The following is an 11,066-nucleotide window of genomic DNA, read 5'->3' on the forward strand; positions in this document are numbered from 1 at the left end:
CCCTCCGAAAGGCGCTCCCGTGTCCTCCTTCCTCGTCGGACTTCCCAAGGTCGAACTCCACGTGCACCTCGAGGGGACCCTCGAGCCCGAGCTGCGCGCGTCGCTCGCCGAGCGCAACGGACTCCCCGTGCCGGAGGCGCTCGCCTACGACTTCGACTCGCTCGCCTCGTTCCTCGCGGTGTACTACCCGGCGATGGACGTGCTGCGCGAGGAGGCGGACTTCTACGACCTCGCCACGGCGTACTTCCGGCGCGCGGCGGCCGACGGCGTGGTGCGCGTCGAGGCGTTCTTCGACCCGCAGGCGCACACTTCGCGCGGAGTGCCGCTCGACGCCGTGATCGGCGGCTACCACCGGGCCGCGGTCGATGCGGCGGCGCTCGGCGTGGACGCCTCGCTGATCCTCTGCTTCCTCCGTGACATGTCGGCCGAGAGCGCTCGCGAGACGCTCGAGGCGGCGCTGCCGTACGCCGACCGCCTGATCGGCGTGGGCCTCGACTCGGACGAGCGCGGCAACCCGCCGGCGAAGTTCGCCCCGGTCTTCGCGCGGGCGCGGGAGGCGGGGCTGCGCCTGACGATGCACTGCGACGTCGACCAGCCGAACGGGATCGAGCACATCCGCCAGGTGCTCGAGGAGATCGGCGTGGACCGGATCGACCACGGCACGAACATCGTCGAGGCTCCCGAGCTCGTGCAGGTGCTGGTCGAGCGCGGACTCGCGCTGACCTGCTGCCCGCTGTCCAACTCCTTCGTCTCGAGCGACATGAAGGCCGGCGAGATGCGCGCGCTCCTCGAGCGCGGGGTGCGGGTGACGGTCAACTCCGACGACCCCGCCTACTTCGGCGGCTACATCGCCGACAACTACGCGGCGCTGGAGGCCGCGGGCTTCACGCGCGAGGAGCTGGTGCAGCTGGCGCGCAACTCCGTGCTCGGCTCGTGGGCCGACGCCGACGCCCAGGAGGCGCTGCTCGCCCGGATCGACGCATACGTCGCTGCCGCCGCTCCTCGCTGATCGAGCCCGCAGCCCGCGCAGCGGGCGTATCGGTGATCCATGTCGTCAGCGCGAAAGGCCTGCACAACTAAGGCCGAAATCCGGATTCCTCGGATTCGTCCGCCGGGGACGCGACTCAGCCTTAGTTGTGCGGCTGGCCTCAGAGGTACCGCAGCGCCAGGTGCAGGTCGACGCGGTCGGCCATCGAGGCGAGGTCGCGACCGGTGAGCGCCTCGATCCGCTGCACGCGGTAGCGCAGAGTGCTCGCGTGCAGGTGCAGCCGGTCGGCGGCCTGGCGCCAGGAGCCGTTGCCGTCGAGGAACACCCGGAGCGTCTCGACGAGGTCGGTGCGGTGCTCGTCGTCGTAGCGGACGAGCTCGCCGAGCACCTCGTGCGCGAAGGCCGCCCTGGTGCGCGGGGCCACGAGCTCGAGCAGCGCGTCGCTCGAGACGGGGACGGTGTGCTCGAGCACCGACACGGCGTCTCCGGTCGCCGCCGCCATCCGCTCGCGCGCTCCGAGCAGCGACCGGCCGAGCTGCGCCGCGCTGCGTGACGCGTCCCCGACTCCGATCGCCACGCGCCGCCCGCGCAGCAGCCACGGCGCGGACTCGACGGCCGCCCGCAGCGTCGCGCCCGGCGACCGCGACTCGTCGTCGGGGTCGCCGAGCACGAGGACCGCTCCGGCGTCGAGCACGGCCCCGAGGGCCAGCCCGTGCTCGCGCTCGGCCGCGTCGCGCAGCAGTCGCGTCAGCGCCTCGGGAGGCAGCGCCGGGTCGTCGGAGCGCGCCGTCACCACCCGCAGCGGCGCACCGAGGCGGGCACCGAGCATCCGCAGCCGCACCGCGATCTCGGCCTCGGGCAGCTCGTCGTGCTCGACGGCGCGGAGCAGCTCGAGCAGCGGACCGCCCGCCTCCGCCTCCTGCCGCCGCGCGAGTTCGAGCCGCCCGCCGACCGCGCTCGCGAGCAGCTCGACGGCGTCGGCCGTCTCCTCCGACCAGCCGCGCTGATCACCCGTCACGACCAGCACTCCCAGCCGCTCGCCGGCGGAGGAGAACAGCGCGCGGCGCGAGAGCGACCGGCCCTGCTCCGTGACCTGCCAGCGGTCGTCGGCGGAGGCGAGCGACGCCTCCCAGGCCGCGCCGTAGTCGGCCGCGGTGGGCATGCCGCCGGCGGAGGCGACAAGCGTCGCCGCGTGATCCACCACCCAGCTGCCGTGGGCGAACTCCTCGAAGAAGGCGCGGAGCGCCACGTGCACGCCCTCGCCCGACGCCAGATCCTCGAGCAGCCGCCGCGCGAAGCGGGCGTCGCGGCCGAGGGTGGGCAGGTCGGCCTGCGCGACGACTCCGGCGACCGTCTGCGCGATGGTCTTGAACGACACGTCCGGCGCGACCGTCATCAGCGCGACGCCGTGCCGCCGGCAGACCTCGATCATGCCCACGGGCAGCGAGCCGACCGCGATCAGCCCGACCACGATCGCCACGACGCCCCGGTCGGCGACACCGCCGACGAAGCGCTCGACGCTCTCGCGGCCCGAGGTCCAGAGCGCGCTGGTCAGCACGACGTCGCCGGGCGAGAGGAAGCGCCCCGGATCGGGCAGGTCGATCGTGTACGTGCCCGAGACGGCGCGGGCGAGCTGCACGTCGTCGCCGCTGACGAGGGTGAGCTGCAGCTCGGGGTGGGTGAGGAGCTCGCGGACGTTCACGGCGCCTCCAGGATCGGGAGCCTCCAGGATAGGTCGCGACCTCGGCCCCGGCTCCGCTGCACCGAGGGAACCCCGGACCGTCGAGACCGCCACGCACAGCGGGCGGTCTCGGCGGTTCGGGGTTCCCTCGAGCAGGTGAGCCGCGTCAGCGAATACCGCTGCGGGCGAAGCCCTGGACGAAGTAGCGCTGGAAGGCGAGGAACAGCAGCACCATCGGCAGCACCGAGACCAGCGCGAGCGCCATGCTCGACGAGTAGTCCGGAGTCGACTGGCCCTTGAGGTAGAGCAGCCCGATCGGCAGCGTGAACAGCTCGTTGTCCTTCAGGGCGATCAGCGGCCAGGCGAAGTCGTTCCAGCTGCCGAGCAGCGTCAGCAGGATCAGCACCGCGATCAGCGGGCGGCTGAGCGGCAGCACGATCTGCACGAAGACGCGCAGGTGCCCGGCGCCGTCGATGCGCGCGGCCTCGATGAGCTCCTCCGGGATCGACAGGAAGAACTGCCGGGCGAGGAAGATGCCGAACGCGGCCGCCGCTCCGGGCAGGATCACCGACCAGTAGGTGCCGTAGATCTCGAGCCCGGTGACGAGCTTGAACTGGGCGACCATGATCGCCTGCACCGGGATCATCATCGTGGCCAGCGCCAGGAGGAACAGCAGGTTGCGCCCCGGGAAGCGCAGCCGCGCGAAGCCCCAGCCGGCCAGCAGATTGAGCACCACGGTGAAGGCCGTCACGAACAGACCGATGACGACGGAGTTGAGGAACCACTCCTCGACCGGGAAGCGCGCGAACACCGTCGCGAAGTTCTCGAGCGAGATCTCGCTCGGCCAGAAGCGCGGGGGCCCCGGCGAGAAGACCTCGCCGCGGGGCGAGAACGCGATGACGAGCATCCAGTAGAGCGGGAAGAAGACGATCGCGGAGGCGACCACGGCGACGACGATGCGCAGGACGAGCCCGAGACGCGAGCCGTCGCGGCGGCCGCGGTCCCGGCGCGGGGACGCCTGGACGACCGCCGCGGCGATCGCGGGGGAGGGGATGGTGGAGGAGGTCATGGCCGCGGCTCCTATTCGACGAGGTCGCGGGTGCGACTCGTGCGCCACTGCAGGTAGGTGAAGGCGAGGGAGATGAGGAGGATGACGACTCCGAGCGCGGCGCCGTAGCCCTGCTCGCGCACCTGGAAGCCGTTGCGGTAGGCGTAGGTGCCGAGCACGGAGGTCGAGAAGCCGGGCCCGCCTCCGGTCATCACGAAGACGATGTCGAAGACCTGGAACGACGCGATGACGTTCATGATCAGCAGGAAGAACGTCGACGGGCCGACGAGCGGCACCGTCAGGGCGCGGAACTGCTGCCACCGCGTCGCCCCGTCGATCCGCGCCGCCTCGTACAGCTCGGGAGACACGCTCTGCAGGCCGGCGATGTAGATCACCATGTTGAAGCCGATGCGCAGCCAGACCGCGGTGAGCATCACCGACACCATCGCGGCCGTGCCGTCGGACTGCCACGAGACCGGCGAGAGGCCGATCGAGGACAGCACCTTGTTGACGATGCCCGAGGACTCGCTGAAGATCGTGACCGCGATCATCCCGGAGGCGACTCCCGAGATCACCAGCGGCAGCACGATGATCGTGCGGAAGATCCCGCGGGCCGGCAGCACCGAGTTGAGCAGCACGGCGAGGCCGAGCCCGCCGAGGAGCTCGAGCGGCACGGTCACGGCCGTGAAGACCAGCGTGTTGGCGAGGCTCTGCCAGAAGACGGGATCGGCGCCCATCCGCAGGTAGTTCGCGAAGCCGACCCACTCCGGGTCGCCGAAGCCGCGCGACTCCTGGAACGACAGCTGGATCGCCCACAGGATCGGCACGAACAGGAACAGCGCCATCAGCAGCAGGTTGGGCCCGACGAAGCCGAGGCCGGCGAGCGCCTCCCTGGTGCGCGCGGTCCGCCGGCGACGCGGGGCCTTCGTCGCGGCGGCGGCCTGCCGGAGCGGGACGGCCGTCATTCGCCGGTGGCCTGCGTGATGGCGTCGGTCAGGCCGGACAGCGTCTCCTCGGTGCTGCGTCCGTTGACGAACGCCTCCTCGAGCTGGTCCTGCATCCCGACCGAGATCTCGGCGAGGAACGGCGAGGTCAGCTGCTTGACGTCGCTCGGGGTGATGGTGGTCGCCTGCTCGGCGAAGACGGGCATCACATCCGGGCGCACCTGGAAGTCGATCGAGGCGGGGTCGATGTCGGTGCGGGTGGGCAGCTCGTTCGTGGCGGCGCAGAACGCGGCCATGTTGTCCGCCTCCGTCATGAACGAGAGGAACGCGGTGGCGAGCTCGGGGTTGTCGGTGTCGGCGGTGGCGACGAGGGCGTTGCCGCCGAGGTCGGTCGCGCCGCGCTCATCGACGGGCATCGGGGTGGCGGTCCACTCGAAGTCGGCCAGGTTGTCGACGTCGGGCACGAGGAACGAGCCGACGAAGGCCATCGCGGTGGTCTGCTCGGTGAAGAGGGAGTCGGCGTAGGCCGGCGACTTGACGGAGCTGGTCGGCGGGACCCAGCCGTTCTCGAAGAAGCTCTTGGTGAAGTCGACGGCCTTCGCTCCCGCCTCGGAGTCGATCGCGGGAGTCGTGCCGTCCTCCTCCAGCAGCGCGCCGTCGGCCTCGAACAGCCAGCTCAGCCAGCGGGTCGTGCCGCCCAGCTGCCAGTTCGCGGCGAACGGGTACTGCTCGGCGGGGAGGGAGGCGCGCAGCTTCGTCGAGACGTCGGCGAACTCCTCCCAGGTCCAGGCGTCGGCGGCCGCGGTCGGGATGTCGGTGACGCCGGCGGCCTCGAGCAGCGCGGTGTTGACCAGCAGCGCCGAGACGTCGGTCTGGTGCGGGACGCCGTAGGGCACGCCGTCGTAGGACACGGCCTCCTGGAACGCCGGGGTGAACGAGTCGAACTCGGGGATCTGGTCGGTGACGTCGAGCAGCTGCTCCTGGCTCGAGTAGACGCCGAGGTTGCCGTAGTCGACGCGGAACACGTCGGGCGCCTCGCCCGAGCTCAGCTGCGCGTCGATGTTGCTGAACATCTGGTCGTAGGGGACGACGTTGAGCTCGACGCTCGCGCCGTCGTTCGCGGCCTCGAAGTCGGTGATGAGCGACTCGAACGCGGCCTGCTCCGACTCGCTGGCCCAGGTGGTGAAGGTGATCGAGTCGCCGCCGTCTGCGGAGTCGCCGCCGCCACCGCCGAAGCCGCTGCAGCCGGTGAGGACGAGGGGCGCCGTGAGAAGAGCGGCGAGGGGGAGTAGTCGTCTGCGCATGATGGATCCTCTGCTGTGGTGGGGGAGTGCTGTGGTGGGGAGTGCTGTGGTGGTCGTCTGCTGTGGTTCCCGAGTGCCGGTCAGGCGCCCGGGAGTCGTTCGAGTGCGGTCTCGACGAGCGAGACGAGTCCGTGGGGACCGAGCTGGCCGGCGAGATCGTGCGGTCCCGCGGGTGCGAGGAACGCGGCCGTCACGTCCTCGACGGCGCGCACGCAGCCGAAGCGCGCGATCCGCTCGTCGTCGATGAGGGTCTCGCCGTAGCCGGAGCGGAAGGCGCGCCGCTGGGCGTCGGTGATCGGCCGGGCGACGATGACGCCGAGCTCGACCAGGAGCAGGTCGACCTCGCGGGGAGCGACGGTCGACTCGTCGAAGTCGATGAGCCACGGGCGGCGGGCCTCGTCGATCACGATGTTGCCGGGGTGCGGGTCGCCGTGCACGGGGACGCGGGAGGTGGCGGTGCGGTCGCGCTTGAGGCGGCGCTCGGCGCTCGCGAGGGTTAGGAGGCGCTCGCGGTGCTCGCGCCAGAGCGGGGACCGGCCGGCGGGGTGCTCGTCGACCTCGGCGATCAGCTCGGCGGGCGGGCGGTGCTCGCGGCGGATGCCCCTCCGGATCGGCACGGCGCCCGCGGGAGGCTCGGCGTCGTGGATCGAGCGGAGCACGCCGCCGAACTCCTCCCAGGACAGCGCGTCGGCATCGGCGTCGACCGCGTCCTCGCCCGGGATCCACGGGGCGAGCGAGACGAGCAGGCCGTCGGCCTCGCTCCACGGGCGCCCGTCGACGGCGCGTCGCGGTGCGGCGACCCCGGAGGCGCCCGCGTCGCCGAGCTCGGCGGCGAGCGCGAGCCCGAAGCGTCCGTCGCGCCGGGTGGCCTTGACGCTCCAGACGGCCCCGGAGTCGTCGGTCGCGCACCAGACGCGGGCGCGCGGGTCGAGACCGCCGGTCACCGGCGCGAGCTCGGAGAGGTCGATGCCGAACCCATGGCGCACGAGCGTGCGGGTCGAGGCGGCGTCGAGCGTGTCCATGTCGTCATCGTGGCGCGCGGATGCCACCTGGACACGTGCTTGCGGAATCGCCGGTTTGCTGTGCAGGGGCTCAGCGGGGGAACCTCTTCCGGCCGAGACACCGCGTGCCGGCCGAGAGCCGGTTCCCTCGCGACGACGGGGCGGAGGGGCGGGTGGCTACGCGCTCCGCTCGGCCCGGCTGCGGAGGATGCAGAACTCGTTGCCCTCGGGATCGGCCAGGACGACCCAGCCCGTGCCGTCGGGGCGGCGGAGGTCGTCGACCTGCCGGGCTCCGAGCTGCAGGAGGCGGGCGAGCTCCTCGTCGCGGGTGCTGCCCTCGTCGGGCTCGAGGTCGAGGTGCAGCCGGTTCTTGAGCTGCTTCGTCTCGGGGACCTCGATGAACAGCAGTCGCTGAGTGCTGTCGCTCGAGAAGATCATGCACTCGTCGTCCCCGGGCACGTCGGGATCCTCGGGGTCCTCCGCGAAGCCGAGAACGGCGCTCCAGAAGACGGACTGCGCCAGAGCGTCGCGGCTGTCGATGGTCGTGTGCGAGATGCGGGCTGCCATGCGGCGAGCCTAGGTGGGGGAGACCTCGGCCGAGGGAACCGGTTCTGGCCGAGGCATCCGCTGCGGTGTCTCGGGACTCGGGTGACGGTTCCGCCTCGGACCGGGTGGGGGTGACGCCGCAGGGTGACCCGGCCCGATCGGGACGGGCGATCCGCATCGCCTCGGTGGCGGTACTCAGGTTCTCGACGCTCCTGGGCGTGCGGCGCGCCTGTTCGACGGGTTCTGCCGCTTCTCGTATCCGATGGAGGCGAGAAGTGCCGAATGCCGGGGCCGTCCTCGGATCGGTTCGGCGGTTTCTGCCGCTTCGAGACGGCAGTCCGGGCGAGAACTGTCCAACGCGGACGCGGTCGCGATGTCACCGGTCCTCCTGGCGTTGTCCACGGTCGCCGGGTGGTCGCGTGGGCCGGGCCTTCGTCGCTCGGTCGCGGGCGCGATCAGGCCGCGGGGAGCGTCACGCGGAAGCGCGCGCCGGCCGGGCCCTCGACGCAGACGAGGTCGCCGCCGAGGGCGCGGGCGAGGCCACGGGCGATCGGCAGGCCCAGCCCCGAGCCTCCGTCGGCGCGGTTGCGCGCGTCGTCGAGGCGGACCAGGCGGTCGAAGACGCGCTCGCGGTCGGCCTCCGCGACTCCGGGGCCGTCGTCGTCGACGGTGAGCACGACGATTCCGGGAGTCGACGAGAGCGTGACGTCGACGCGCGAGCGGGCGAAGCGGGCAGCGTTCTCGAGCAGGTTCCCGAGGATCTGTCCGAGCCGGTCCGGGTCCGCGAGCGCGAGGGGCGCCTGCGCCGACGGGTGCAGAGCCAGTGCGAGGCCGGACGAGTGCAGCTGCTGCCGCTCGATCGCCGCCTCCGCCACGGGAACCACGTCGAGCGGCCGCGGCTCGACGGCCAGCCCTTCGTCGAGGCGGGCCATCAGCAGCATGTCCTGGACCAGGCGGCCCGCGCGCAGCGACTCCCGCACCACGTGCACCGAGAGCCGCTCGCGGTCGGCCTCGGAGCCGTCGGCCCTGACCAGCGCGTCGGCCGCGGCCTGGATGCCGGCGACCGGCGTGCGCAGCTCGTGCGCCGCGTCCGAGACGAAGGCGCGCATCCGTCTCTCGGCCGCGACCGCGGTGCGCTCGGCCTGCTCGAGGTCGTCGAGCATCTCGTCGAAGGCGGCGGCGGTCCGCCCGAGCTCGGTGCCGGGGCGCGAGGGGCGGAGGCGGCGCCCGCGATCACCGTGCGCGATCGAGCGGGCGACGGCGGTCATCCGCTCGAGGGGGCGCAGAGTCGCGCGCACGACCACGGTCAGGGCGATCGCGGCGAGCAGGAGGAACGCGGCGGAGGAGACGAGCAGGATCGCGTTGAGCGACGCGAGAGTGGAGCCGACCAAGCTCGCGTCGCTGGTCAGGGTCAGCTCGGTGCCGTCGCTGAGGGTCGACTCGAGCGTGATCAGCTGGTCGTCGCCCGAGACGGAGCTCGACGCGACGGTCACGGTGGCGTCGGCGGCGGCGCGGGGTGCGGGAGTCGGCGCCGCGGCGGGCGGTCCCGCAGGAGGCTCGGCCAGCTGATCGGCCGCCCCTGGGCCGGCGCGCAGCTGCTCCGGGCTCGGGCCGGCGACGACGGCCTCGCCCTCGGGGCTCGTGATCCGCACCGCGACGCCCTGCGCCGACAGCCGCGACGCGAGCTCGTCGTCATCGATCGTGCCGACGAGAGCGGCGGCGGCGGAGGCGCGGTCCTGCAGCCGCTCCTCGATCTGGGCGCGGAGGCGGTCGCCGAGGACGGCCTGCACCGTCACCGAGAGCGCGAGCAGCAGCACGGCCAGCAGCGCGACGACGGCGACGACCGTGCGGAGGCGCAGCGAGCCGGTGCGCAGCGGCGTCGCGCTCACGCCTCGACCCGGTAGCCGAGACCGCGGACGGTGTGGATCAGGCGCTCGCCGTGCGCCTCCATCTTCTTGCGGAGGGAGCTGAGGTGCACCTCGACGAGGTTGGGGTCGACGTGGTCGTAGCCCCAGACCTGCGTGAGGATCTGCGTCTTGCTGAGCGTGCGCCCGCGGCTGCCGGCGAGGAACGCGAGCAGCCGGAACTCGGTGGCGGTCAGGTCGAGCTGAGCGCCGTCGCGCTGGGCCCGGCCGGAGTCGGGGTCGACGACGAGATCGCCGATCTCGATGATCGACGGGACCCGCCCGCGCCGGCGCAGCACGGCCGTCACCCGAGCGACGAGCTCGGCGAGCACGAACGGCTTGACCACGTAGTCGTCGACTCCTTCGTCGAACCCGCGGAGGCGGTCGTCGACGGCGTCGCGCGCGGTGAGCATGATGACGGCCGCGTCGCTCGCCCGGCGCACGCGCTCGGCCAGCACGATGCCGCTCGGGCCGGGGAGCATCCAGTCGAGGATCACGAGATCGGGGGAGAAGGCGAGGAGCTCGTGGGCGAGGTCCTCGCCGGTCGCGAGGCCGCGCACCGTGAAGCGCTCGCTGCGCAGGGCGGTCTCGACGGAGGTGCGGATGGCGTCGTCGTCCTCGACGAGCAGGATCCGGGCGGGAGGGAGCATGCTCCGACCGTAGGGGCGGCGGATCGACGCGGGCCAGGCATCGGCTGGGGAGGCACTGTTCTTAAGCGCCGCTTCAGATTCGGCTCTGAATCTGAACTGGAACCGGCCGCAACCGCTCCCGAACGGGATCGGCATCGGGCCGGCACGAGGAGAGAACCATGAGCGAGACCACCACGACGAAGGGCTCGGGCTTCGGGCCGCGCCGACCCAGGGTCCGCGCGATCGCTGTCTGCATCGCGGCCGGAGCGCTCGGGCTGACCGGGCTGGGCGCGACGGCGGCGTTCGCCGACGGGACGGGGACGCCGACCCCGTCGACGTCGGCGGGCGCGACGCCGCTGCAGACGCCGGGGGCGACCGAGGGCGCGACCGGTGCGCCGGCCGCCGGCGACGGCACGGCGCCGACCCCGCCCGGGCCGGGGAGGTGCGGACCGGCCGGGCCGGGCGCGGCGGGACTGCCGACGCCGCCTGCAGACGGGGAGGCGCCGACGCCGCCTGCTGACGGAGAAGCGCCCACGCCTCCCGCTGACGGCGAGCTGCCCACGCCGCCTGCTGACGGCGAGCTGCCCATGCCGCCTGCTGCGGGTGAGCTGCCGACGCCTCCCGCAGCACCCGCGGACGGCGACGCCCCGACCCCGCCCGCCGAGGGAGAGCTGCCCACGCCTCCGGCCGCGCCCGCGGACGGTGACGCGCCGACCCCGCCCCCCGCACCCGCCGAGGGCGACGCGCCGACGCCGCCTGCCGACGGCGAGCTGCCCACCCCGCTCGCGGACGGTGCACGCCCGACCCCTCCCGCCCCGCCGATGACCGGCGACGCGCCGACTCCGCCGGCACCGTCTGCGGACTGCGAGGTCCCGACTCCGCCCGCACCGCCCGCCGACGGAGAGGCTCCCACCCCGCCGACCCGTCCCTCGGCCGGCGAGAGCCCGACCGACGTGCCGACGCCTGCCGAGACCGACGCCCCGACGACCGGCAGCTGACCCCGCCGCCGAGGGAACCGGCT

Annotated in this window: 10 protein-coding genes; 2 read left to right on the top strand and 8 right to left on the bottom strand. The window is 73.0% G+C overall.

All coding sequences use genetic code 11. From position 1 onward, the window contains the following. Positions 1–19: 19 nt before the first annotated feature. A complete protein-coding gene (gene add, locus GRS96_RS04910; RefSeq protein WP_159987878.1) occupies positions 20–1,009 on the top strand; it encodes an adenosine deaminase in 990 nt (329 codons plus the stop codon). A gap of 139 nt (positions 1,010–1,148) precedes the next feature. Here add and GRS96_RS04915 read toward each other — a convergent pair whose 3' ends face one another. The 8 genes from GRS96_RS04915 to GRS96_RS04950 all read right to left on the bottom strand — a co-directional run bounded on the left by GRS96_RS04915 (position 1,149) and on the right by GRS96_RS04950 (position 10,066). Next, entirely contained in the window at positions 1,149–2,690 is a 1,542-nt protein-coding gene (locus tag GRS96_RS04915) for a PucR family transcriptional regulator (protein WP_159987879.1), read from the bottom strand. A 145-nt stretch (positions 2,691–2,835) separates the two neighbouring features. After that, positions 2,836–3,738: a carbohydrate ABC transporter permease gene (locus GRS96_RS04920; protein WP_159857646.1), complete on the bottom strand. Its 903-nt coding sequence runs from the start codon at positions 3,736–3,738 to the stop codon at positions 2,836–2,838. A gap of 11 nt (positions 3,739–3,749) precedes the next feature. Further along, entirely contained in the window at positions 3,750–4,682 is a 933-nt protein-coding gene (locus GRS96_RS04925; protein WP_159987880.1) for a carbohydrate ABC transporter permease, read from the bottom strand. After that, entirely contained in the window at positions 4,679–5,965 is a 1,287-nt protein-coding gene (locus GRS96_RS04930) for an ABC transporter substrate-binding protein (RefSeq protein ID WP_159987881.1), read from the bottom strand. The genes GRS96_RS04925 and GRS96_RS04930 overlap by 4 nt, the downstream gene beginning before the upstream one ends. A gap of 80 nt (positions 5,966–6,045) precedes the next feature. Next, the gene (locus GRS96_RS04935) at positions 6,046–6,987 is read right to left on the bottom strand and encodes a phosphotransferase enzyme family protein (RefSeq protein WP_159987882.1); all 942 of its coding nucleotides are present in this window, start codon (positions 6,985–6,987) and stop codon (positions 6,046–6,048) included. A 156-nt stretch (positions 6,988–7,143) separates the two neighbouring features. Then, positions 7,144–7,533, bottom strand: a complete 390-nt coding sequence (locus GRS96_RS04940) for a VOC family protein (RefSeq protein WP_159987883.1) — start codon at positions 7,531–7,533, stop codon at positions 7,144–7,146. Positions 7,534–7,967: 434 nt separating this feature from the next. Beyond that, on the bottom strand, positions 7,968–9,401 hold the full coding sequence (locus GRS96_RS04945) for a sensor histidine kinase (protein WP_159987884.1): 1,434 nt from the start codon (positions 9,399–9,401) through the stop codon (positions 7,968–7,970). Next, the gene (locus tag GRS96_RS04950) at positions 9,398–10,066 is read right to left on the bottom strand and encodes a response regulator transcription factor (protein WP_159857634.1); all 669 of its coding nucleotides are present in this window, start codon (positions 10,064–10,066) and stop codon (positions 9,398–9,400) included. The genes GRS96_RS04945 and GRS96_RS04950 overlap by 4 nt, the downstream gene beginning before the upstream one ends. 158 nt (positions 10,067–10,224) lie before the next feature. On the opposite strand from GRS96_RS04950, the gene GRS96_RS04955 reads away from it, so the two are divergent. Continuing rightward, positions 10,225–11,043, top strand: coding sequence for a hypothetical protein (locus GRS96_RS04955; protein WP_159987885.1), 819 nt, complete (start codon positions 10,225–10,227; stop codon positions 11,041–11,043). Positions 11,044–11,066 lie beyond the last annotated feature (23 nt).

The organism is Rathayibacter sp. VKM Ac-2803 (genome assembly GCF_009807175.1).
Lineage (GTDB): Bacteria > Actinomycetota > Actinomycetes > Actinomycetales > Microbacteriaceae > Rathayibacter.

Excerpts from the sequence above, each read along its gene's own strand:
- GRS96_RS04940 (WP_159987883.1), bottom strand. The coding sequence starts at position 7,533 with ATGGCAGCCCGCATCTCGCACACGACCATCGACAGCCGCGACGCTCTG.
- GRS96_RS04920 (WP_159857646.1), bottom strand. The coding sequence starts at position 3,738 with ATGACCTCCTCCACCATCCCCTCCCCCGCGATCGCCGCGGCGGTCGTC.
- GRS96_RS04930 (WP_159987881.1), bottom strand. The coding sequence starts at position 5,965 with ATGCGCAGACGACTACTCCCCCTCGCCGCTCTTCTCACGGCGCCCCTC.
- GRS96_RS04935 (WP_159987882.1), bottom strand. The coding sequence starts at position 6,987 with ATGGACACGCTCGACGCCGCCTCGACCCGCACGCTCGTGCGCCATGGG.
- GRS96_RS04925 (WP_159987880.1), bottom strand. The coding sequence starts at position 4,682 with ATGACGGCCGTCCCGCTCCGGCAGGCCGCCGCCGCGACGAAGGCCCCG.
- GRS96_RS04950 (WP_159857634.1), bottom strand. The coding sequence starts at position 10,066 with ATGCTCCCTCCCGCCCGGATCCTGCTCGTCGAGGACGACGACGCCATC.
- GRS96_RS04955 (WP_159987885.1), top strand. The coding sequence starts at position 10,225 with ATGAGCGAGACCACCACGACGAAGGGCTCGGGCTTCGGGCCGCGCCGA.